The sequence below is a fragment of the Paraburkholderia sp. 32 genome (assembly GCF_050435345.1).
GTDB classification, from domain to species: domain Bacteria; phylum Pseudomonadota; class Gammaproteobacteria; order Burkholderiales; family Burkholderiaceae; genus Paraburkholderia; species Paraburkholderia tuberum.
The window spans coordinates 342,505-364,632 of the sequence record NZ_JBNDKD010000002.1 but is presented as its reverse complement, the minus strand read 5'-3'; the positions used below and the strand labels follow the sequence as shown (position 1 = coordinate 364,632).

Below are 22,128 nucleotides of genomic sequence, written 5' to 3'. Positions count from 1 at the left end.
CGGAGCGCTTGATGCATCTCGCCGATCATGTGAAGCCAATCAGCTACCTCAAAAGCGAAGCGGCGCAAATCGTCAAGGACCTGACTGATTCGGGAGAGCCGCTCATCATCACGCAGAACGGTGAAGCGAAGCTCGTCGTCCAGGATGTGCGAAGCTACGAATCGACGCAGCAGACCCTCGCGCTCCTGAAAATCCTGGCTATCGGCCAGAAGCACATCGAGCGCGGGGTTCACGTCGATGGCGACGAGTTCTTTGCGGAACTCAACGAGCTCGATCGTCAGGAAAAGCTCCGCTGATGGCGGCACCGCTGCTGAAATACCGCATCCTCCCGACGGCGCGGATCGGCATTGACGAACTCAGAAGCTATGTTGTCCGCACATTCGGATGGGAAATGTGGCGTCAGACATCGACGCAACTGCAGGAGACGATCACGCACATTCGCCAGTTCCCCGCTAACGGTCATGCGCCTGCCGAGCTTGAGGGCTTCTTCGAGGACGGTTTCCGGCAAGGCCTTTCCGGCAAGAACCGGATCATTTATCAGGTCCGCGACGAGACCGTTTTCGTTCATCTCATGGTCGACGCTCGACGCGACCTGCCCTCCCTCCTTCAGAGAATCGTGCTTCGGCTGATGTAACGGGTCAGGACGGCCGCCTTGCGTTTCACACGCATTGCATGCGCGCGCTGCGCGCCCGACTCAGGAAGCCGCCGGACCCGTGCGAAACCCGAAAATGTCCAGCACATGCGGCGCGCGTGCAACGGGTATGCTAATCAGCATTCTCTCCGGCTAACGGCCTTCCCTCGACAATCGCCAATGAACCAGAACAAACAATGGAGCATCGACGACATCACGCCTCAGCACGGCAGACGCGTCATCATCACGGGGGCCAACAGCGGCATCGGCTATCACGTCGCTGCAATACTGGCTCGCACAGGCGCGGAAGTCGTACTCGCCTGCCGTGACGAACAGCGCGGCGCCGATGCCCTGTCCCGTCTGCAGAGGGAGCTGCCCGCCGCCCGATTGCGGCTTCAACGACTGGATCTCGCAAGCCTTGCTTCGGTGCGCGCCTTTTGCGATCGCGAACTCGCGCAATGCCGGCCGCTCGACATCCTCATCAACAATGCGGGCGTCATGGCGCCCCGCCGACGCCTCGAAACGGTCGACGGCTTCGAATTGCAGTTCGGCACCAATGTACTCGGGCATTTCGCCCTGACGCGCCTGCTGTTGCCTGCGCTCGAGATGGCGGCAGGAGCGTCTGCCGAGCGGCCGCGCGTGGTCACGGTTGCCTCTATCGCACACAAGAGCGGGCGGCTCGACTTCGACGACCTTCAGGCAACCCGTCGTTACCGTCCGATGACCGCCTATCGACAGTCGAAGCTCGCCAACCTCATGTTCGCGTTCGAACTCGATCGCCGGTTGCGCGCCGCACGATCGCGCGTGATGTCCGTTGCCGCGCATCCCGGCGTCGCCAATACGAATCTGTTCCGTGCCGACCATTTTGCCGCAAGCCCGATCGTCCGCTCTGCGCTAGGCGGACTAATCGATATCTTGTTCAACAGTGACCAGACCGGCGCGCTTTCCACGCTCTATGCCGCAACCGCGGCCGATGTCGTCGACGGCGGCTATTATGGTCCGCTCGGATTGTTCGAAACACGTGGGCGAGACGTGGGACCAGCGAACGTCGCCAGTCAGGCAAGAAACGGAACCGATGCAAGACGCCTCTGGCAGGCCTGTGAATCGCTGACTGGAACAGCGACCGGATAGCGCATGGATCGCGGAACGCGGGAAACACTAACCGCGAGATACGGATTACTCATTCAACCATGACCGCACCCCGGCTCGCGCTGTTCTTGTATCTGATCGCTCAATGGCGAACTCCGACGCAGATAAAAAGCGCCGACCGGTTTGCACTCGAACTACCGGGGCGCAACGCGAATCCTGTCGCGTCGAGCCCCCGATATCCCCTGCAATGCCTCCACGCGTTGCCGTGTTTATTGTGGTGCGTCACCTTCGCGATGCACCGGCTGCGTCTGCTTCAGGCTCTTCGCGAGGCGCGAGGCCTGCAGATAGCCGGGATTCGCGGGCCGCTTCAGATAACGCCCGGCTCCGCGCCGCGCGCGCAGGTCGCCGTCCGCCCACACGAGTTCGCCTTGTGAGACGGTGTGTGTCGGCACGCCGCGAACCGTCATCCCTTCGAACACGTTGAAGTCCACGTTCTGATGATGCGTCTTGACCGATATCGCGCGCGTGGCCTCGGGATCCCAGACGACGAGATCGGCGTCGGCACCCACGGCCACCGTGCCCTTGCGCGGGTACAGGTTGAAGATTTGCGCCGCATTGGTGGAGGTGACGCGCACAAATTCGTTCGGCGTGAGCCGGCCGGTGTTCACACCTTGATCCCACAACACCGCCATGCGATCTTCCACGCCGCCGCAACCATTCGGAATTCTCGTGAAATCATGGCGGCCCATGGCTTTCTGCGAAGCGCAGAACACGCAGTGGTCGGTTGCGGTGGTGTGCAGCAGGCCGCCCTGAAGCCCGCGCCAGAGCGCGTCGCGATGCTCCTGGGTACGGAACGGCGGACTCATCACGTGGGCGGCGGCGCGCGTCCAGTCCGGGTCGCGATAGACCGACTCATCGATCACGAGATGCCCCGCGAGCACTTCGCCGAATACGCGCTGCCCTTCGCCGCGTGCGCGCGCGATCGCCTCGAGCGCGTCTTTCGCCGAGACATGCACGATGTACACCGGCACGCCGAGCACCTGCGCGATGCGGATGGCGCGATTCGCTGCCTCGCCTTCGACTTCGGGTGGCCGTGAAAGCGGATGCGCCTCGGGCCCCGTGAAACCGCGCGCAAGCAACTGGCGTTGCAACTGGAATACGAGCTCGCCGTTTTCCGCATGCACGGTAGGCAGCGCGCCCAGTTCGAGTGAGCGCGCAAAGCTGTTCACGAGAATCTCGTCGTCGGCCATGATGGCGTTCTTGTAGGCCATGAAGTGCTTGAAGCTCGATACGCCATGCTCGTTCACGAGGAGTCCCATGTCCCGATACACGCTTTCATCCCACCACGTCACCGCCACGTGAAAGCCATAGTCGGAAGCGGCTTTCTCTGCCCAGCCGCGCCACTCGCGAAAGGCGTCCATCAGCGGTTGCTTCGGGTTGGGGATGACGAAGTCGATGATCGATGTCGTGCCGCCCGCAAGCCCCGCCGCCGTGCCCGTGTAGAAGTCGTCGCTGGCGGTCGTGCCCATGAAGGGCAGCTCCATATGCGTGTGCGGATCGATGCCGCCAGGCATCACGTATTGGCCGCCGGCGTCGACCACGGTCGCGCCCGCAGGCGCATCGAGGTTCTCGCCAACGCTCTGGATCACGCCGTTTTCGCAGAGCACGTCCGCACGCCAGCTCTTGTCTGCATTGACGACGGTGCCGCCTCGAATCAGGATCGCCATGATGCCAAGTCTCCTTCAGTTGAACATTCACGCTTGAAACGCTCACGCGCTCGCAACACGTGGGCGCCGGCTCTTGCCGAGCTTCATCATCGCGCCATAGACGAGCGCCGCAATGGCGAGCCCCACGAACCACGCATAGGTGTAAATGCTTTTGAACGCATCGGGCACGGCGGCAAACGCATTCGGGAACGCGACATTGAGAAAGCCCGGCAGGTTCGGCAGCACGCCTGCGATCAGCGCGATCACGGCAGCCGGATTCCAGCCGTTCGAGTAGGCGTATTCGCCGTTTTCCTCGAACAGCTGGGCCGTGTCGAGGCGTGTGCTGCGAACGAGAAAGTAGTCGACCATCAGGATGCCGGCCACAGGCCCAAGCAGCGCCGAATAACCGACGAGCCACGTGAAGATGTAGCCCTGGGTGGTGGCAAGGATCTTCCACGGCATCATCACGATGGCGATACCCGCGGTGATGAGACCGCCCGTCTTGTACGAGATGCCCTTGGGCCAGAGGCTCGAGAAGTCGTAAGCTGGCCCGACGAGATTCGCGGCGAGATTGCAGCACATCGTGTCCAGTGTGAGGATGATGAGCGCGATGCCCACACCGACGCCCTCCATGCGACTCGTGAGGTCGATCGGGTCCCAGATCGCCCTTCCGTAAATCACAACCGTTGCCGAGGTCACGACCACGGAGACCACCGAGAGCAACGCCATCGGAATGGGCAGGCCGATGGCCTGGCCCACGAACTGGTCTTTTTGCGTTTTTGCGAAACGCGTGAAGTCGGGAATGTTGAGCGCGAGCGTGGCCCAGAAACCCACCATGGCCGTGAGGCTCGGCCAGAACGTCGCCCAGAAGAGGCCCGCCTTCTTGCCGCCGGCGGCGAACTGCGACGGTTGCGACAGCATCGAGCCCACGCCGCCTGCCTTCGAACATGCCCACCACACGAGCACTGCGCACATCACCACCTTGATGGGCGCGGACCAGCTTTCGAGCCAGCGGATCGAATCGGTGCCGTGCAGGATGAAGTACAGCTGGAACACCCAGAAGACGAGGAAGCAGCTAGCCTGTCCGATCGAAATGCCGAGCCACGGCAGTGCGTCGCCCACCAGCGCGTTGTGCGTGAGGATGTTGACGAGCGTGTAGATGGCGCTGCCGCCAAGCCATGATTGAATGCCGTACCAGCCGCACGCCACGACGGCGCGCAGCATGGCAGGCAGCTTGGCGCCCTGGGTACCGAACGACGCTCGCACGAGCACCGCATAAGGAATGCCGTACTTCGTACCCGCATGACCGATCAGCAGCATCGGCATGAGCACGATCAGATTGCCGAGCAGCACGGTTAGCACGGCCTGCCATGGCGCCATGCCCTGCTGGGTAAGGCCGGCGGCGAGCATGTAGGAGGCAATGTTCATCACCATGCCTACCCATAGTGCCGCGAAGTGATACCAGCGCCATGTGCGCTGCGCAACGCCGGTGGGCGCGAGATCATCGTTGTATAGCTCGCTTTCGGCGCGGCGCGCATTGGCGTCGACTGCAAAGGGCTGGCTCATGAGGTGGGTTCTCCGTGCTTGTCGTGGGTCCGGCTCGATCCGGCTTCGAAATGTCAGGCGGCTTTCGGGTCGGCGACACGCGCCGGGTTGTTCGGGTGCGTGGTCCAGTTCTCGTAGCGCTCGCCCGAATCGACACGCTCCATCGTGATGCATTGATCGACCGGGCAAACATGCATGCATAGATTGCACCCGACGCAGTTCGCATCGACCACCTCGAAGTGGCGCTTGCCGTCGCGCGTGGCGGTGATCGCCTGATGCGAGGTGTCTTCGCAGGCGATATGGCAGAGCCCGCACTCGATGCAGCGGTCCTGATCGATACGCGCCTTGATGTCGTAGTTGAGGTTCAGGTATTGCCAGTCGGTGACGTTCGGCACGGCGCGGCCGCGAATCGCGTCGAGGCTGGCGTACCCTTTGTCGTCCATCCAGTTGGAAAGGCCGTCGATCATGTCGCTGACGATCCGGAAACCATAGTGCATCGCCGCGGTGCATACCTGCACGCTGCCCGCTCCCAGCACGATGAATTCCGCGGCGTCGCGCCAGTCGGAAATGCCCCCGATGCCAGAGATGGGCAAGCCTTGCGTTTGCGGGTCGCGCGCAATCTCCGCGACCATGTGCAGTGCAATGGGCTTCGCGGCAGGACCGCAATAGCCGCCATGCGTGCCCTTGCCGTCCACGGTGGGCAGCGGCGCCATCACGTCGAGATCGACACCGACGATCGAGTTGATGGTATTGATGAGCGAGACGCCGTCCGCACCACCCTTCATCGCCGCGCGCGCGCCGTGACGAATGTCGGTGACGTTCGGTGTGAGTTTCACGAGGCAAGGCAAGCGCGTGCCTTCCTTCACCCAGCGGGTGACCATTTCGATGTACTCGGGCACCTGACCCACCGCCGCGCCCATGCCGCGCTCGCTCATGCCGTGCGGACAGCCGAAGTTCAGCTCCACGGCGTCCGCGCCGGTGTCTTCCACCTGAGGCAGAATCCACTTCCAGTCGTGCTCGTTGCAAGGGACCATCAGCGAGACGATGAGCGCCCGGTCGGGCCAGTCCCGCTTCACCTGCGCGATTTCCTTTAGGTTCACGTCGAGCGGCCGGTCGGTGATGAGCTCGATGTTGTTCAGACCCGCCATGCGCTGGCCGCGCCAGGTGGTGGCGCCATAGCGCGAGCTTACGTTCACCACGTGCGGGTCGAGCCCGAGCGTCTTCCAGACCACGCCGCCCCAACCCGCCTCGAAGGCGCGATTGACGTTGTAGGCCTTGTCGGTGGGCGGCGCGGAAGCGAGCCAGAACGGATTAGGCGATTGAATGCCGGCAATCGTGCAGCGCAAGTCGGCCATGATGCAACTCCTTCGTTTTATCTGGATTCGGTGTAGCTATCACGCGGCTCGGGCGGCCCTGGCGGACTGATTCGCAAGGAAGCGGTCGATCGCATGCGCGGCAAGCTTGCCGTCCTGCACGGCCTGGACGGTCAGATCGGTGGCGCCGTGGCCGGCACAGTCGCCGCCTGCGAAAACGCCCGCAAGGGACGTGGCGCCGTTCGCATCCACCGCGACGCGCCCGCCTTCCTCGGTGAGTTGCAACCCGTCGAGGCCTTCGGGTAACAGCGTTTGGCCAATTGCCTTCAGCACCATATCGGCCTCCACGCGCACGATCTCCCCAGTGCCACGCAATGCGCCGCTCATATCGAGCCCGGTGCGCTCGAATTCCACGGCCCGCACCTGCGTGTCGCCGACGATTCGCAGCGGCTTCATCCACTCGGCCAACGTCACACCCTGGCTACGCGCGAATTCCAGTTCGGCCCAGGTGGCGCTCATCTGCGCCGCGCCGCGACGATAGGCGAGCGTCACTTGCTCCGCGCCCAGCTTGCGGCTTTGCACGGCGGCGTCGATTGCCGTATTGCCGCCTCCGAGCACTACCACCTTGCGACCGACGGGCACGCTGGCCAGATCGTCGGCCTCGCGCACGCGCGCGATGAAATCCACGGCATCGAGCACGCCGTCGAGCAGTTCGCCCTCGATGGAGAGCGTATGCGTGCCGCCAAGGCCCACGCCGATGAAGACCGCGTCATACGCCGCGCGTAACTCCGCAAGCGTCACGTCATGCCCCAGTCGCTGGCCCTGGCGCAGTTCTATCCCGCCAACGGAAAGAAGCCACCGCACTTCGCGCTGCGCGTAGTTGTCGACGGTCTTGTACGCCGCTATGCCGTACTCGTTCAGGCCGCCCGGATGTTCGCGCGCGTCGAAGACGCTCACGCGATGCCCGGCAAGCGCGAGCGTGTGCGCGCAGGCGAGACCCGCGGGACCCGCGCCGACCACGGCAACATGACGGCCTGTCTCGCTGGCGCGCTTGAAGAGCGCAGGGGCACCGGCGGCTTCGCGGGCCATCTGGAAGTCGGTGGCATGACGTTGCAGCGCGCCGATCTGAACGGGCTCGCCATCCTGATGATTTCTCACGCAGGCGCCTTCGCAGAGAATCTCGGTCGGGCACACGCGTGCGCACATGCCGCCCAGCGGATTCGCGCTGAGGATATCGCGCGCCGCGCCCTTGAGATTGCCGTTGCCGATCTTGCGGATGAAACCGGGAATGTCGATGCCCGTGGGGCACGCGTTCACGCAAGGCGCGTCGTAACAGTAATGACAGCGGTCGGCGGCGATCACGGCCGCATTCGCGGAAAGCGGCGGCGCGACGTCGGCGAAATTGCAGCCCAGTTGCTCGGCACTGAGACGGCCTGGCGCGATGCCGTTGGCGGCATTCGAGGTGGTCTGGGACATCCGGATGCTCCTTGCGCGGCAAAACACGGGTCCGCCGGCCGCGTGCGTGACGTGCGCGGCCGGTAGGTGGGGAATCGTTGGAAAGACAGCGCGGCGCTGGGACCGCTTGCGTTCGATCGAAATTGCGTCAGCCGGGCTCGCTCGCGCGTTCGAGCATGGCGTGCAGCAACACGTTCGCGCCGGCTTCGATCCATTCGATGGTGGCGTCCTCGACTTCGTTGTGGCTGATGCCGTCGATGCACGGTACGAACACCATCGAGGTCGGCGCGACCGTCGCGAGATAGCACGCGTCGTGACCTGCGCCCGAAACGATGTCGCGATTCGAATAGCCGAAGCGCTCGGCCGCCGCACGCACGGACTTCACGCACGTCTCGTCGAACGGCACGGGCGCGTAGTAGAAAATCTGCTCGACATCGGCTTCGAGCTTGCCCTGTTCCGCGATCTTCGCGATGCCTTCGCGCAGCTCGGCGTTCATCTGCGCCAGCACCTCGTCCTGCGGATGGCGAAAATCGATGGTGAAGAACACGCGGCCCGGAATCACGTTGCGCGAATTCGGATGCACCTGCATCATGCCGACCGTCGCGCACGCGAGCGGCGCATGACGCAGGCCGATCTCGTTGACGAGCTGCACGACGCGCGAGGCGCCCAGCAGCGCGTCGCGGCGGCGCGGCATGGGCGTAGGCCCCGCGTGCGCCTCCTGGCCCGTGAGCACGACTTCGTACCAGCGCTGACCTTGCGCGTCGGTGACCACGCCGATCGTCCTGTTTTCGGCCTCGAGTATCGGCCCCTGTTCGATGTGCAGTTCGAACGCCGCGTGAATCTTGCGGCCGCCGCACGGCAACGCGCCCGCGTAGCCGATGCGCTGCAATTCCTCGCCGATGGTCTTGCCGTCGACGTCCTTGCGCGACAGTCCGTACTCGAGCGCAAACACACCCGCAAATACGCCCGAGGCGACCATCGCCGGCGCGAAGCGCGAGCCTTCTTCGTTGGTCCAGATCACCGTTTCAACAGGGCGCTCGGTTTCGATGCCGTAATCGTTGAGCGAGCGAATCACTTCGAGGCCGCCGAGCACCCCATAGATACCGTCGAAGCGCCCACCGGTTGGCTGCGAGTCGGCGTGCGAGCCGGTCATCACGGGCGGCAGGTCGTTGTTGCGCCCCGCGCGGCGCATAAACACGTTGCCCATCTGATCGACACTCACCGTGCAGCGCGCCTCTTTCGCCCATTGCACGATGAGATCGCGGCCCTGCTTGTCGAGGTCGGTCAGCGCCAGACGGCACACGCCGCCTTTGGGCGTGGCGCCAATCCTGGCCATCTCCATCAGGCTGTCCCACAAACGCTGACCGTTCACGTGGATCGCGGTCGTCAGCGCGGCTTCGCTTACTGCGTTCATGCGTGTTCTCCTGTCCGTGCTCGTCAAACGTGCATGCATGCCACCGTGTTGGGGCGCGAAGGACCACGACGGTGCGCGTCTCGATGGCACTGCGCTGCCCCTGAAACCCAGCCCTTCGAATCCTGTCCGATTGGACAGGTTTTAGACGAGAAACTTCGCGAATTCAATGCGGAGTTACGAGCGAGAAGCGTGCCATTGATGCTGCAGTGCGTGAAAAAAACCAGGCGTCCGTGCTGCGCGTTTCTCCTGATGTCGGTGAATTCGCGGCGCACTTGCATCGTGGCTACAATGATTCCGGCATGCGCGCGGCCGCCGCGCTCCTTTTCTCTTCCGAATGGACCGAACATGCGCGACGACGAACCCACCACGCGAGCCGCGCCCCTCGCGACGCGCGGCACCGTGCAGGCGCAACGAGCCGCCGACACATCGCACAAGCCACAGCGGCGCAAAGCCTCCATTCGTGCGTCGAATGAATCCCATCTACTCGCCTGTGCCGAATCCGTGTTCGCCGAACGCGGATTCGAAGGCGCGAGCACGGCGCTGATCGCCGAGCGCGCGGGTTTACCGAAGGCGAATCTGCACTATTACTTCCCGACCAAGCTGGCGCTGTACTGGCGCGTACTCGACGATGTGTTCGAGGAATGGAACGCCGCCGCCAACCTGTTCGATGCAAGCGACGATCCGGTCGAGGCGATTGGCGGCTACGTGCGCGCCAAGATGGCCCTGTCACGGCGCCGCCCACTTGGATCGAAGGTGTGGGCCAACGAAATAATCAGCGGGGCGCTGCACATGCAAGAGATCCTGCTCGAACGCGTGAAGCCGTGGATGGACACACGCGTGAAGCTGATCGAGCGATGGATAGCCAAAGGGTTGCTCGCGCCCGTCGACCCTCGGACGCTCCTCTTCATGATCTGGGCGACCACGCAGCACTACGCCGATTTCGAGGCTCAAATATGCGCGCTCTCGGGCAAACGCGCGCTCTCGACGAAGCGCTTCGAGGCTACGACGGAAGAAGTGGTGAGCATGATCCTGCGGGCGAGCGGAGCGCGATCGCCGGTCCGATGAATCGTTTAGGGAGTTTCCCTGATGACGTCATTGTCTCGTTGCCGCGGTCGCTGTTTTCCGCGTTAATGTAAGCGCTAACATGTCCAACAAGCGGCAATACCCAGCCGGCTTTGCAGTAAGGTTGTCGCTTTCATGTACCGAACGCATGAACGGCTGAAAGCTCAATGACGGCGTTGAGTCCAGAGGCGGCGCGAGTATTCAAACGTCTGAATCATCCGCGCACGTTCCGTGCAAAAAGCTGGTCTCGCCGACTTGGATATCCCGCCAAGCGCCCTATACTTGAAGAGAGCCGCGCGGAAGCCGGCCCCTGATGCAGAAGCGGACGAGAAATCGTTCATTGGGGCGCGGTAGCGGGGCCACGGAAACGCCCGTGTGAATAACACGGGCGTTTTCTTTTTTTGTGCCCCGATCGTGCAGCTTTGGAAAGTGACCGGCTGGTCACGCCCGTTGATCAGCGGTCTTGCCTTGTGTCCCAAACCCGGAGCACGAAGATGGTGGCACGGGCTGGGCATATGCGGGTCTTATTTCGAGATGGATTTCGTATCGCCCGCCCAAACACACCCACTTGTGAACTTCGCGGGGCGGCGGGCCGTCATGCTCGTCCAGTTCCTCTCCGAGCCGGTGGTAATGGTCTTCGCCAGGCTTCCTCGCTTCGGCCAGGAGTGCCTTAACTACCGCTCGCTCAGTCCTGCGAGCGTCAGGATCCGGTGGGTGCCAACGATGGGGCGATAGCCGAGCGAACCACCGCTCGCGCCCTTCCCTCTGGTTGGTGCACGATGAGCGGGACACGTGCACCAACCCAAACCAATCGCGACCCACACTGGATCACGGGTAGACAAGTACCAGCGTCTACGCCAATGTAAAAATCGTTGCCGGGCAAGGACTTCCTGCCAACCTCCCCTGCCTGGCACAGTTGCTGCAAGCATGAGCTCAAACTTGTATTCAAGATTGAACTCATGCTTCCCGACGCCTTCTTCAAGGTTCGAGCGCTGCTCGAATCCTACGCCACCAAAAGCACGACGCCTCGCGACATCGTCGACACGGTGTTCGCCCGGATCGAAGCCTCCTGTCGCCCCGAAGTCTGGATATCGCGCGTGAGTGCCGCCGATCTCGGCAGCAGGGCTGCCGCGCTCGAAGAAGCGCGCGCGCGCCTGGGCGCCGCGATCTTTGAGCGGATGCCGCTGTTCGGCGTACCGTTCGCGGTGAAGGACAACATCGACGTCGCCGGCATGCCAACCACCGCAGCCTGCGACGCCTTCGCGTACACGCCCGCAGCCTCGGCATTCGCCGTCGATCGTCTGCTCGACGCCGGCGCCATCCTCATCGGCAAGACGAATCTCGACCAGTTCGCCACAGGCCTGGTCGGCACACGCTCGCCCTATGGCGGCGTGCGACAGTTCGAATCCGATGCGCACATCTCCGGCGGATCAAGCTCCGGCTCGGCAGTCGTTGTTGCGGCTGGGCTGGTTGCGTTCTCACTCGGCACGGATACCGCTGGCTCGGGGCGTGTTCCGGCAGGCTTCAACGACCTCGTGGGTCTCAAGCCAACGCCTGGCATCGTAAGCAAGCGCGGCGTGGTACCGGCGTGCCGGAGCCTGGACTGCGTGTCGATCTTCGCGCATGACGTGGGCGACGCCTGGGAGGTCCTGCTGCAGATGGCGAAGTACGATGGAGACGACAGCTATGCGCGCCGAGTGCCGGCACTCGGACTGCCCCATGCACCACTGCGCCTCGCCGTGCCGGATCAGTTGACCTTCCAGGATGACGCTCAGGCGCATCAGGCCTTTGCCGCCACGCTCGACACGATCGCTTCGCGCCTTGCGCTTTCGCCAACAAGCGTGCCGTTCGAACCCATGCAGCGAACTGCCGCGCTGCTTTACGACGGCCCGTGGGTAGCGGAGCGCCGTGCCGCGCTCGGTTCCTTCTTCGAGACGAATCGCGCCGACATCGATCCGGTTGTCGCCGAGGTGATTGCCAAAGCGGACGGCTACAGCGCTGTCGATGCGTTCGACGGGCAGTATGCACTCGCCGCACTGCGCCGCGAAGTGGAAACGCTGTTCGAGGCGGTCGACGTCCTCATCGTGCCGACCACGCCCACGCATCCAACCTTCGACGAAGTACGTGCGGACCCGATCGGGGCGAACAGCCAGCTTGGCGTCTATACCAACTTCGTGAATCTGCTCGATCTGTGCGCTCTGGCGGTGCCGGGCGTTCGCCGCGCGGACGGCCTGCCAGCCGGCGTGACGCTGATCGCGCCAGCGGGCGCCGACCAGCGCCTGGCAGTGCTCGGCGCACGCATCCAGGCGCTCTTCATCGCGAACGCTACACCCGACGACGCTGCCAGGATTGCCGCGCGACCGCTGCCCTTCGAAGAGCCGACGGTGACACTCGCCGTGGTCGGCGCTCATCTGCGCGGGCAGCCCCTCTGCTGGCAACTGCTCGAGGCTGGTGCGCGTTTCGTCGAGACCACCACCACGTCTTCGCACTACCGCCTTTACGCGCTCGCCGGTACGAAGCTGGCCAAGCCCGCTCTGGTGCGTACGCCGCACGAGGCCGGCCAGCCCATCGAAATCGAGCTCTGGGAAGTGCCGCTGCGCAGCTTCGGCGCATTCGTTGCCCACGTGCCGGCGCCGCTCGGCATCGGCAGCGTGCAGACAGCCGATGGACTCATCGTCAAGGGCTTTATCAGCGAGCCCTCGGCGGTCGCACCAGGCAGCGGCGCACACGACATCACTGCATTCGGCGGCTGGCGTGCATGGCTCGCAACGGCGGCCGGAACGCAAGCCCAATCCGATCGGCAATTCTGAATATATGCATTGAACTCACGAGGAGTCCAACCATGACAAACCGTCGCGATTTTCTCAAGGGCGCTGGCGCCCTCGCCCTTGGCAGCACGCTCCCATTCGACCTCGCTTTCGGTGCCGAGCCGCTTACGGTCGGCGTCATCTACGTCGGTTCGCGCGGCGATTACGGCTACAACCAGGCACAAGCGCAAGCTGCGGCTGTCATCAAGAAGCTGCCGAACGTGAAGGTCGTCGAGGAAGAAAACGTGCCCGAGACCGTCGCCGCCCAAAAGACCATGGAGGCGATGATCGAGCAGGACGGTGCGACGCTCATTTTCGCGACCTCGTTCGGCTACTTCGATCCCCATGTGCTGAAAATGGCAGCCAAATATCCGAAGGTTCGCTTCGCCCACTGCGGCGGTCTCTGGAAGAGCGGCAATCCGGCCAACATCTCCAGCTACTTCGGCTATATCGACGAATGCCAGTATCTGAACGGCGTCGTGGCGGGCCATGCGAGCAAGACGAAGAAGCTCGGCTTCGTCGCGGCCAAGCCTATTCCGCAGGTGCTGCGCAACATCAACTCATTCACGCTGGGCGCGCAGTCGGTGGATCCGTCGATCGCCACGCACGTGATTTTCACGGGCGACTGGTCGATGCCGGTGAAGGAGGCGGAGGCCGCCAACAGCCTCGTCGATCAGGGCTGCGACGTGCTCACGTGTCACGTGGACGGACCCAAGGTCGTGATCGAGACAGCCGAGAAACGCGGCGCGATGAGCTGCGGTTACCACGCAAGCCAGGCGGCGCTGGCGCCGAAGGGCTATCTGACGGGCGCCGAATGGGACTGGGCGACGCCCTACAAGCTGCTCGTCACAAACGCGCAGACGGGCAAGCCGCAGCCGAACATTCTTCGCGGCGGTCTGCGCGAAGGCTTCGTGAAGATGTCTCCGTATGGCGCGAAGGTGACACCCGATGCCCGCACGCAAGCCGACACCGTGAAGGCGAAGATGGTCGCGGGCGACTACGTCATCTTCAAGGGACCGATGAAGGACAACAAGGGCGGCAGCGCCATTGCGGCCGGCACGAGCTACGCACAGACCGATATCGCGCTCGAAAGCATGAATTATCTGGTTGCCGGTGTGGTTGGCCAGATCTGACGGCCGTAAGCGTCCTCGCCAGGAGTCGTGATGGCCGCATCCCTTTCTCCCGCTCAAGGGCCGTCGCGAAGGCTGCCTGCAAGTCTCGCGCGCCTGCTGCTTGCGCTGTTGCCTGCGTTGCCGACAGTATGTGCAATCGTGGCAACTCTGGCGATCTTCGGCATCTTCCTGCTCGTGCAGGGACAGCCGGCCATCCAGGCCCTTGGTCTCATTGGCGAAGGTGCGTTCGGCTCGTCGTTCGCATGGCAGAACACCTTGCTGCGCGCCGCACCGCTCATGCTTACGGCTCTGTGCGTCGCGCTGCCTGCCCAGGTCGGCCTGATCGTGATTGGCGGCGAAGGCGCGCTCGCGCTGGGCGGGCTCGCGGCCGCCGTCGTGCCGCAGTGCCTGCCGCAGGCTACGCCGTGGATCGTCGCGACGCCGCTGATGGCGATTGCAGGCATGCTCGCGGGGGGCCTGTGGATCAGCGCAGTGGGCGCGATGCGTCAATGGCGTGGTGTCAACGAGACCATCAGCAGCCTGCTGATGTCGTATATCGCCATCGCCGTTTTCAAGTTTCTCGTCGAAGGGCCGCTGCGCGATCCCGCCAGTCTCAACAAACCGTCGACGCTGCCCCTCCCCGACGCCATGACCATCGGCTCGCTGCCGGGACTCGACGTGCACTGGGGCCTCTTCTGGGGCGTGCTCGCGTGTCTCGCTGCCTGGGTGCTCGTGCGCCAAAGCACGCTCGGCTTCGCCATGCGCGTAACGGGTGGCAACGTGCACACGGCGCGCCTCGTCGGCCTGCCCGTGGGCGGGCTCGCGCTCACCGCCTGCGCGCTAGGCGGCGCATCGGCGGGACTTGCCGGAATGTTCGAAGTTGCGGCCGTGCAAGGCAGCGCGAATGCGTCGCTGCTCTCGGGCTACGGCTATGCGGGCATCCTTGTCGCGTTCGCGGCACGCCAGAATCCGTTCGCCGTGATCGTGTGCGCCCTGATGGTCGGCGGCATCGAGGCGAGCGGCAGTCTGCTGCAACGTCACCTCGAGCTGCCCGACGCCGCCACGCTCGTGCTGCAAGGGCTGCTTTTCGCGAACCTGTTGGCCTGGGAGGCACTTGCTCCCCGTCTTGCCGCCTGGCGCGTGAAACTTCAGGCCGTCGCGCTCGACACCTCGTCTGCTTCACTGGAGCGTACCCGCCATGTCTGACCTTCACTCGCCCGCTGCGGTACTGCTGATCTCGCTCTTTGCGGGGGCCATTCGCGTGAGTACGCCCTATCTGTTCGTGAGCCTCGGCGAGTGCCTCACCGAGAAAGGCGGCCGCGTGAATCTCGGTCTCGAAGGCATCCTGGTCTCCGGCGCCATGTGCGGCTATGCGGGCTCGTATCTCTCGGGTTCGCCGTGGATCGGCGTGCTCGCGGCGGCGGCGGCCGGTCTGGTGCTCGGCTGCCTGCATGGGCTGGTCTGCTCGCTGCCGCGTGTTTCCGATATCGCGTTCGGCATCGCGCTCATGCTGTTCGGCACCGGCCTGGCGTTCTATCTCGGCAAGCCGTTCATCGAGCCGCAGGCAGCGATGCTCCCGTCGATCGATCTCGGCGCGTGGGCCGCCTCGCAGCAAGTGCACAACGCGTTGCATATCAATCTGCTCTTCGTGATTGGCGTCGTGCTTGCCGTCGCTTTGCAGTGGGGACTGCGCTCGATGCGCTGGGGCATGACGCTGCGGCTCGTCGGCGAGAACGCCGAGAGCGCGCGTGCAATGGGCTATCCCGTTACGCGGATACGCGTCATCGCGACGGCGGTGGGTGGTTTCTTCGCGGGCGTGGGCGGTGCCTATCTCTCGCTCGTCTATCCCGGCAGCTGGAACGAGGGACTGTCGAGCGGGCAAGGCCTGATGGCCGTCGCCCTCGTGATCTTCGCACGCTGGCAGCCGCTGCGCTGTCTTTGGGCCGCGCTGCTGTTTGGCGCTGCCGGAGCGCTTGGCCCCGCCCTGCAGGCAATCGGCGTGACCAGCGGCTATTACCTCTTCAACGCCGCCCCTTACGTGCTGACGCTCGCGCTCATGATCATCAACTGCAGGCCGGACCGCACGCTGACGGGCGCACCCGGCGAGCTGAGCCTGACGCGCTGAGCGCGGACAGCTTCCGACCGACCGACCGACCGACCGACCGACCGAATCCAGAATCGCCCGCGCTCGCGTAGCGCGCGACCGGAGAATCGACATGACCCGTACCATCGAAGCCCGTCCCTATTCCTGGCCCTACGACGGGAATCTGCGCCCCGACAACACGGCGCTCGTCATCATCGACATGCAGACCGACTTCTGCGGTTACGGCGGCTACGTCGACAAGATGGGCTACGACCTCTCGCTCACGCGCGCCCCGATCGAGCCGATCAAGCGCGTTTTGGGGCCGATGCGCGAACTCGGCTTCACGATCATCCACACCCGTGAAGGGCATCGGCCGGATCTGTCCGATCTGCCGGCGAACAAGCGCTGGCGCAGCCGCCAGGCGGGCACGAACGGTCTCGGCATCGGTGACATGGGACCATGCGGCCGGATACTCGTGCGCGGCGAGCCGGGCTGGGAAATCATCGACGAACTCGCCCCGCTGCCGGGCGAAATCATCATCGACAAGCCTGGCAAAGGCTCATTCTGCGCGACGGACCTCGAACTGATCCTACGCACGCGCGGCATTGCGAATCTCGTGCTCACGGGCATCACGACGGATGTGTGCGTCCACACGACGATGCGCGAAGCAAACGACCGCGGCTTCGAATGCACGTTGCTCGCGGACTGCTGCGGCGCGACCGATAAGGGCAACCATGACGCTGCGCTGAACATGGTCCTGATGCAGGGCGGCGTGTTCGGCACGGTGTCCAGTTCGGCGGCGCTCGTCGCTGCCCTGGAGCAGTGACCATGATCACCGCGACACGCGCGCTCGGCGTCGAGGTGATCGGCGCGAGCAAGTCGTTCGGGACGTTCCGTGCACTCGATGACGTTTCGATCAGGGTTGCGCCCGGGACGGTTCACGCGCTGCTCGGCGAAAATGGAGCAGGCAAGAGCACGCTCGTGAAGGGGCTCGTGGGCTACGGCCCGCTCGATCACGGCACGATTGTGGCCGATGGAAGCGAGGTGCGCATCGCATCCCCGCGCGATGCGCAAGCGCTCGGCATCGGCATGGTCTATCAGCATTTCACACTCGCGGCGGGGCTCAGCGTCGAGGAGAACCTGCTCCTTGCGCGCGGCAATCTGTCATGGAAGATCGACTGGGCGGCCGAGCGCAACGCGCTCGACGCCTTCATGCGCCGCATGCCGTTTCGCCTCGAACTCGATGCGCCGGTCTCGTCACTCGCGGCGGGAGAAAAGCAGAAGCTGGAAATTCTCAAGCAGTTGTATCTGGAGCAGCGCTTCCTGATTCTCGACGAGCCCACCTCCGTGCTCACCCCGCAGGAAGCCGACGAAGTGCTCGGCCTCATGCGCACGCTTGCCTCGCGCGGCGACCTCACGGTGCTGATGATCACTCACAAGTTCCGCGAGGTAATGGCCTATTCGGACAACGTCACGGTATTGCGCAAGGGCCGCTTCGTCGGCACCTGCGCGGTGGCCGACACCGACCGCGACCGGCTGGCCGCCTGGATGATGGGCAGCGACGCAAGCGCGCAAACGCGCGAGGGCGCCGCTGAAGACACCGATGAGTTCAGGCTTGCGCGCCGGCCGAACTCGCCCGACGCTCCGGTGCGGCTCTCGCTATCGAGCCTTTCGGTCGTCGACGAGCGTGGGCACGCTGCCGTGCGCGAGGCGTCGCTGAGCGTGCGCGCGGGCGAGATCCTCGGGCTTGCGGGCGTCTCCGGCAACGGTCAGAAAGAACTGATCGAAGCGCTCGTCGGGCAGCGCAAGGCCCAGTCGGGCGCGATGGCCGTGGAAGGTTTGCCCTATGCCGCGACGCGCGTAGAGATGACACGCATGCGCGTGTTCGCCCTTCCCGAGGAGCCGCTGCGCAATGCTTGCGTGGCAGGCATGAGCGTGGCCGAGAATATGGCGCTGCGGGATTTCGACCGCGCGCCGCTGCGGCGCGGCGGATGGTGGCTCGATCGTCGCGCCATGCGCTCGCGCGCCGAGCGGCTGATCGCCGAATTCGACGTGCGGCCTCCACTGCCCGAGCGCGCCATCGGCTCGCTGTCGGGCGGCAACGTACAGCGCGCCGTGCTGGCTCGCGAGCTTGGGCACGCAGTGAACGTGCTGATCGTCGCGAATCCTGTGTTCGGACTCGACTTTGCCTCCGTCGCGGACATCCACGCCCGCATTCTCGCGGCGCGCGATGCCGGTGCGGCCGTGCTGCTCGTCAGCGAAGATCTCGACGAACTGCTGGAGCTTGCCGACCGGATCATGGTGATGGCCGAGGGACGTCTCGTCTACGAGACTGCAGCAAACGAGGCGGATCGAGTGGTGCTTGGGCGTTACATGGCGGGCCATGGCGACGAAGGCAGGCCGCAGACGGCTGAGCCGGCCGAGCTGCACGCAAGCGCCTGAGCGGCGCGCGAACGATACACAACCCAAACGGAGAAATGTCGCGATGACAACCATCGCCAGCGCAAAGCCCGCGCCGTTCACGTTCGACGCGCGTCATACGGCGCTCATCGTGATCGACATGCAGCGCGACTTCATCGAGCCGGGTGGCTTTGGCGAGGCGCTCGGCAACGACGTATCGCTGCTTTCAGGCATCGTGCCGACCGTCGCGCGGCTGCTCGCGCATGCGCGCTCGGCGGGATGGCAGGTCGTGCACACCCGCGAATCGCATACACCCGACCTCTCCGACTGCCCCCCGGCCAAACGCATGCGCGGCATGCCAGATGCGCGCATTGGCGACGCAGGACCGATGGGCCGCATCCTCGTGCGCGGCGAGCCCGGCAACGCGATCATCGACACGCTCGCGCCGATCGACGGAGAACTCGTCATCGACAAGCCCGGCAAAGGCGCTTTCTACGCAACGCAGCTCGGCGAGGAACTCTCGATACGAGGCATCACGCATCTCGTGTTCGCGGGCGTGACGACCGAGGTCTGCGTGCAGACTTCGATGCGCGAGGCCAACGATCGGGGCTACGAGTGTCTGCTGGTCGAGGACGCGACGGCAAGCTACATACCGGCGTTTCGCGAAGCGACGATTGCAATGATTCATTCGCAGGGCGGCATCGTCGGCTGGACCGCTCCCCTCGACGCCCTGCTGGGGGCAGACTGATGACGATGGAAGTGAACCGGCCCGAGATCGTCGCGCAGGTCGCGGCAGCTTTCGAGGCTTACGAGCGAGCGCTCGTCGACAACGACGTCGAGACGATGAACGCCCTGTTCTGGGACGCACCCGAAACGGTGCGCTATGGCATCGCCGAAATCCAGCATGGTGGCGACGCGATCCTCCGCTGGCGGGAAACCTGCGTGCCGGTGCCCCGCTCGCGGCGGTTGCACCGCACCGTGGTGACGACGTTTGGCGGCGACTACGCGACGGTGAGCACTGAGTTCACGAGCGACACCACGCCTTTGACGGGCCGCCAGATGCAGACCTGGGCGCGGCTGCATGAGGCGAACGATATGTTCGGCGGCTGGACGATCGTGGCGGCGCACGTGAGCCTCATCGAGCCCGTTTAAGGGCGGATAATAGGGAGCTGGCCCCCGTCGCCCACCATTGCACCGACGCGCCGCACCACTCTCGACGTTATCGATACCTGACTCATGGACGACTTGACCGAAGCCGCCGCCGAAGCCCCCGCAGCATCTGGCACGAAGGTGACCTACAGCGCAAACCCCCTTGCCGAGCAGGTGTATCAGCTCATCAAGCAGGACATCTTCAGTTTTCGACTGTTTCCCGGCGACCGCTTTTCCGAAAACGACATTGCCCAACACTACGGCGTGTCGCGCACGCCGATGCGCGATGCGCTGTTCCGTCTCGCGCGCGAAGGCTATCTTGAGGTGGGGTTCCGGCGCGGCTGGAAAGTCTGCGATATCGACTTCAATCAACTCGACCAGTTGTATGACCTGCGCATCGTTCTCGAACTGGCGGCGCTCGAGCGGCTCTCGGGAGCGCCACACGATGCGATGGATGCGTTGCGAGCCGTATGGTGCGTTGACGAACGGGAACGCGAAAGCCGTCCGGCCACGATGTTCGTGCTCGACGAGGGCTTTCACCGCGGCCTCGTGAGTGCTGCCGGCAACAATGAGATGCTGCGCGTGCACAACGAAGTGACCGAGCGCATCCGCATCGTGCGGCGGCTCGATTTTCTCAAGGCGCATCGCACGAGCGCGACGTACGACGAGCATTCGGCGATGCTCCATCTCATCGATCGCGGCAAGTTTGGCGAGGCTGCCATCCTGCTGCGCGCTCACATTACGCAAAGCAAGCTCGAGGTGCGAAAGATCACGCTGTCGATGCTCGCGACTGCGCGCGACGAGAAGCTGCCCTTCGTCAGCTAGAGAGTGCCTTTCCGGGGCTTTGGTGCAACTATCTGGCGCGGTCTCCGGACACAGCCTTCAGCCTTCATGTCTTCGAGACGCCCTTCAAGGGGTAATCGTACTTTCCATGCAGAATTTGGCATTCCACCCCGGCGACTACGAGGAAGTCGAAGATCCGAGGGCTCGTCGGTACTTCGCGGTTCGCCGGTTGAGGCTAGCTGCTCGCTCGAGTCCCAGCCGACACGCGGCAGGTTTCGACTTCTCAGTGTATGCGCGCGAGGTTACGAAGGAGCGAATCGCCGTCCTGCGTCACGCGAGGTCGCACTGCCCCGCCGGCAAGCCTCTCCATGGTGACGAGCTGACGTTCAAGCAGCGTATCGAGTTCTTCCCGCTCGGCAATGTGGTCAGCCGAGTCCCTGACCAGCATCAATGTCGCAAATTCATGGGCGCTGAGCATGCTTGCCTCCTGATAGCTTGAGTAGGTGCTGTACGGATTGTGTTGGCTGAGACACTCGCTTTTGACGTCGCCTGCCGATGGCGCGCTCGCTGCAATGGCGCGGGGAGTTGATGGTAGGGGCAGCGCAGCGGCGGGGCAATCCAGGGTCGTCCCGCATATTGGGTCGATTGGGAAGTGCCGCACTGCAACAGATGCGGTGGCGATCACGCAAAAACGGGTTTCGGCACGCTGGAGATTGGGAGGATCGTCGACGTAGCCGTTCGGGCTGTAAGCCGCCTTCTCGAGTTGAGCCAGTTCGGCCGCCAATGACTACAATTTAGGGATAGTCGCATTCCCCAAGGAGGCTGCCATGGCTCAATCAATGATCAGTTTTTGGGTTGGCCTTGTGGTTCTCGTTGTCGTTGCATCGGCCTTGTCCAGGCGCTACAGGCACGATCACCCGGGAGAGAGCCTGAGTCAGTGGCTCGATACACATCATATGAGCTGGATGCATCGCAAGCACTAGCTGGCGGCGCGGGCTGACGCCGAGGAGCGCACCATGGCCTTCACCCTCACCTCACAAGCTTTCCACGAAGGAAGCGAGATTCCTCGGCGCTACACCTGCACGGGCGCGGACGTCTCCCCGCCGCTCTCGTGGTCCGGGGTACCCGCCAACGCGAAAAGCCTCGTGCTGATCGTCGACGACCCCGACGCGCCCGACCCGGCCGCGCCACGGATGACATGGGTCCACTGGGTGCTTTACAACATCCCGACGACGGCTCCTGGTGTTCAGGAGGGCGTCACTGCGGGCGCGCTTCCGGCAGGCACACTTGAAGGCACCAACGACTTCCATCGCACCACGTATGGCGGCCCATGCCCGCCCACTGGCCGTCATCGGTATTTCCATAAGCTCTACGCGCTCGACACCGTGCTGCCCGATCTTCACAAGCCCACAAAGGCGGCGTTGGAAAAGGCGATGCAAGGCCATGTCGTGGAGCACACCGAACTGCTCGGCACATTCAAGAAGTAACACGCAGACCCCTGGACGCTACTTGTCCGGGATTGTCGATTCCGCGTCGATGACAAGAAGCGCATCCAGCAGCTTGAGAAGGAATTGCAGCG

At 64.0% G+C, this 22,128-nt stretch carries 20 protein-coding genes; 14 read left to right on the top strand and 6 right to left on the bottom strand.

The genetic code is table 11. From position 1 onward, the window contains the following. Positions 1-11 precede the first annotated feature (11 nt). From OKW26_RS16985 to OKW26_RS16975, 3 genes are all read left to right on the top strand, one after another. The gene (locus OKW26_RS16985) at positions 12-296 is read left to right on the top strand and encodes a type II toxin-antitoxin system Phd/YefM family antitoxin (RefSeq protein WP_429354460.1); all 285 of its coding nucleotides are present in this window, start codon (positions 12-14) and stop codon (positions 294-296) included. After that, on the top strand, positions 296-634 hold the full coding sequence (locus OKW26_RS16980) for a type II toxin-antitoxin system RelE/ParE family toxin (RefSeq protein ID WP_184058709.1): 339 nt from the start codon (positions 296-298) through the stop codon (positions 632-634). The genes OKW26_RS16985 and OKW26_RS16980 overlap by 1 nt, the downstream gene beginning before the upstream one ends. 105 nt (positions 635-739) lie before the next feature. Further along, positions 740-1,762, top strand: a complete 1,023-nt coding sequence (locus OKW26_RS16975; RefSeq protein WP_429354459.1) for an oxidoreductase — start codon at positions 740-742, stop codon at positions 1,760-1,762. 227 nt (positions 1,763-1,989) lie between these two features. Here OKW26_RS16975 and hydA read toward each other — a convergent pair whose 3' ends face one another. The 5 genes from hydA to OKW26_RS16950 form a co-directional block, all read right to left on the bottom strand. Then, the gene (gene hydA / locus OKW26_RS16970) at positions 1,990-3,447 is read right to left on the bottom strand and encodes a dihydropyrimidinase (RefSeq protein WP_090811231.1); all 1,458 of its coding nucleotides are present in this window, start codon (positions 3,445-3,447) and stop codon (positions 1,990-1,992) included. 42 nt (positions 3,448-3,489) lie between these two features. Next, on the bottom strand, positions 3,490-4,992 hold the full coding sequence (locus OKW26_RS16965; protein ID WP_429354458.1) for an NCS1 family nucleobase:cation symporter-1: 1,503 nt from the start codon (positions 4,990-4,992) through the stop codon (positions 3,490-3,492). A gap of 53 nt (positions 4,993-5,045) precedes the next feature. Then, positions 5,046-6,326, bottom strand: a complete 1,281-nt coding sequence (gene preA, locus OKW26_RS16960) for an NAD-dependent dihydropyrimidine dehydrogenase subunit PreA (RefSeq protein WP_187613982.1) — start codon at positions 6,324-6,326, stop codon at positions 5,046-5,048. Between the two features lie 39 nt (positions 6,327-6,365). Further along, entirely contained in the window at positions 6,366-7,760 is a 1,395-nt protein-coding gene (locus OKW26_RS16955; protein ID WP_429354457.1) for an NAD(P)-dependent oxidoreductase, read from the bottom strand. 127 nt (positions 7,761-7,887) lie between these two features. Beyond that, positions 7,888-9,153: a Zn-dependent hydrolase gene (locus OKW26_RS16950; protein WP_429354456.1), complete on the bottom strand. Its 1,266-nt coding sequence runs from the start codon at positions 9,151-9,153 to the stop codon at positions 7,888-7,890. A 345-nt stretch (positions 9,154-9,498) separates the two neighbouring features. Between OKW26_RS16950 and OKW26_RS16945 the strand changes: the two genes are divergently transcribed. The 10 genes from OKW26_RS16945 to OKW26_RS16900 all read left to right on the top strand — a co-directional run bounded on the left by OKW26_RS16945 (position 9,499) and on the right by OKW26_RS16900 (position 20,591). Continuing rightward, on the top strand, positions 9,499-10,218 hold the full coding sequence (locus OKW26_RS16945) for a TetR/AcrR family transcriptional regulator (RefSeq protein WP_429355239.1): 720 nt from the start codon (positions 9,499-9,501) through the stop codon (positions 10,216-10,218). Positions 10,219-11,174: 956 nt separating this feature from the next. Next, positions 11,175-13,025: an allophanate hydrolase gene (atzF, locus tag OKW26_RS16940; protein ID WP_429354455.1), complete on the top strand. Its 1,851-nt coding sequence runs from the start codon at positions 11,175-11,177 to the stop codon at positions 13,023-13,025. 32 nt (positions 13,026-13,057) lie between these two features. Further along, positions 13,058-14,155, top strand: a complete 1,098-nt coding sequence (locus tag OKW26_RS16935) for a BMP family ABC transporter substrate-binding protein (RefSeq protein WP_184033153.1) — start codon at positions 13,058-13,060, stop codon at positions 14,153-14,155. 30 nt (positions 14,156-14,185) lie between these two features. Beyond that, positions 14,186-15,340, top strand: coding sequence for an ABC transporter permease (locus tag OKW26_RS16930; protein ID WP_429354454.1), 1,155 nt, complete (start codon positions 14,186-14,188; stop codon positions 15,338-15,340). After that, entirely contained in the window at positions 15,333-16,259 is a 927-nt protein-coding gene (locus tag OKW26_RS16925; protein ID WP_429354453.1) for an ABC transporter permease, read from the top strand. The genes OKW26_RS16930 and OKW26_RS16925 overlap by 8 nt, the downstream gene beginning before the upstream one ends. Positions 16,260-16,350: 91 nt before the next feature. Continuing rightward, positions 16,351-17,043, top strand: coding sequence for a biuret amidohydrolase (gene biuH, locus OKW26_RS16920; RefSeq protein ID WP_090811211.1), 693 nt, complete (start codon positions 16,351-16,353; stop codon positions 17,041-17,043). A gap of 2 nt (positions 17,044-17,045) precedes the next feature. Then, positions 17,046-18,659: an ABC transporter ATP-binding protein gene (locus tag OKW26_RS16915; protein WP_429354452.1), complete on the top strand. Its 1,614-nt coding sequence runs from the start codon at positions 17,046-17,048 to the stop codon at positions 18,657-18,659. A 43-nt stretch (positions 18,660-18,702) separates the two neighbouring features. After that, entirely contained in the window at positions 18,703-19,365 is a 663-nt protein-coding gene (locus OKW26_RS16910) for a cysteine hydrolase family protein (protein ID WP_184058688.1), read from the top strand. 5 nt (positions 19,366-19,370) lie between these two features. Continuing rightward, positions 19,371-19,769, top strand: a complete 399-nt coding sequence (gene hpxZ / locus OKW26_RS16905; RefSeq protein WP_090811898.1) for an oxalurate catabolism protein HpxZ — start codon at positions 19,371-19,373, stop codon at positions 19,767-19,769. Positions 19,770-19,853: 84 nt separating this feature from the next. Continuing rightward, complete coding sequence (locus tag OKW26_RS16900) at positions 19,854-20,591, top strand: GntR family transcriptional regulator (protein WP_244144753.1); 738 nt, start codon at positions 19,854-19,856, stop codon at positions 20,589-20,591. Between the two features lie 241 nt (positions 20,592-20,832). Here OKW26_RS16900 and OKW26_RS16895 read toward each other — a convergent pair whose 3' ends face one another. Next, on the bottom strand, positions 20,833-21,027 hold the full coding sequence (locus OKW26_RS16895) for a hypothetical protein (protein WP_184054110.1): 195 nt from the start codon (positions 21,025-21,027) through the stop codon (positions 20,833-20,835). Positions 21,028-21,565: 538 nt separating this feature from the next. Here OKW26_RS16895 and OKW26_RS16890 point away from each other — a divergent pair. Further along, entirely contained in the window at positions 21,566-22,036 is a 471-nt protein-coding gene (locus OKW26_RS16890; RefSeq protein ID WP_429354451.1) for a YbhB/YbcL family Raf kinase inhibitor-like protein, read from the top strand. Positions 22,037-22,128 lie beyond the last annotated feature (92 nt).

Coding starts and splice junctions, on each gene's coding strand:
- OKW26_RS16985 (WP_429354460.1), top strand. CDS start 12: ATGCATCTCGCCGATCATGTGAAGCCAATCAGCTACCTCAAAAGCGAA.
- OKW26_RS16980 (WP_184058709.1), top strand. CDS start 296: ATGGCGGCACCGCTGCTGAAATACCGCATCCTCCCGACGGCGCGGATC.
- OKW26_RS16975 (WP_429354459.1), top strand. CDS start 740: ATGCGGCGCGCGTGCAACGGGTATGCTAATCAGCATTCTCTCCGGCTA.
- hydA (WP_090811231.1), bottom strand. CDS start 3,447: ATGGCGATCCTGATTCGAGGCGGCACCGTCGTCAATGCAGACAAGAGC.
- OKW26_RS16965 (WP_429354458.1), bottom strand. CDS start 4,992: ATGAGCCAGCCCTTTGCAGTCGACGCCAATGCGCGCCGCGCCGAAAGC.
- preA (WP_187613982.1), bottom strand. CDS start 6,326: ATGGCCGACTTGCGCTGCACGATTGCCGGCATTCAATCGCCTAATCCG.
- OKW26_RS16955 (WP_429354457.1), bottom strand. CDS start 7,760: ATGTCCCAGACCACCTCGAATGCCGCCAACGGCATCGCGCCAGGCCGT.
- OKW26_RS16950 (WP_429354456.1), bottom strand. CDS start 9,153: ATGAACGCAGTAAGCGAAGCCGCGCTGACGACCGCGATCCACGTGAAC.
- OKW26_RS16945 (WP_429355239.1), top strand. CDS start 9,499: ATGCGCGACGACGAACCCACCACGCGAGCCGCGCCCCTCGCGACGCGC.
- atzF (WP_429354455.1), top strand. CDS start 11,175: ATGCTTCCCGACGCCTTCTTCAAGGTTCGAGCGCTGCTCGAATCCTAC.
- OKW26_RS16935 (WP_184033153.1), top strand. CDS start 13,058: ATGACAAACCGTCGCGATTTTCTCAAGGGCGCTGGCGCCCTCGCCCTT.
- OKW26_RS16930 (WP_429354454.1), top strand. CDS start 14,186: ATGGCCGCATCCCTTTCTCCCGCTCAAGGGCCGTCGCGAAGGCTGCCT.
- OKW26_RS16925 (WP_429354453.1), top strand. CDS start 15,333: ATGTCTGACCTTCACTCGCCCGCTGCGGTACTGCTGATCTCGCTCTTT.
- biuH (WP_090811211.1), top strand. CDS start 16,351: ATGACCCGTACCATCGAAGCCCGTCCCTATTCCTGGCCCTACGACGGG.
- OKW26_RS16915 (WP_429354452.1), top strand. CDS start 17,046: ATGATCACCGCGACACGCGCGCTCGGCGTCGAGGTGATCGGCGCGAGC.
- OKW26_RS16910 (WP_184058688.1), top strand. CDS start 18,703: ATGACAACCATCGCCAGCGCAAAGCCCGCGCCGTTCACGTTCGACGCG.
- hpxZ (WP_090811898.1), top strand. CDS start 19,371: ATGGAAGTGAACCGGCCCGAGATCGTCGCGCAGGTCGCGGCAGCTTTC.
- OKW26_RS16900 (WP_244144753.1), top strand. CDS start 19,854: ATGGACGACTTGACCGAAGCCGCCGCCGAAGCCCCCGCAGCATCTGGC.
- OKW26_RS16895 (WP_184054110.1), bottom strand. CDS start 21,027: ATGCTCAGCGCCCATGAATTTGCGACATTGATGCTGGTCAGGGACTCG.
- OKW26_RS16890 (WP_429354451.1), top strand. CDS start 21,566: ATGGCCTTCACCCTCACCTCACAAGCTTTCCACGAAGGAAGCGAGATT.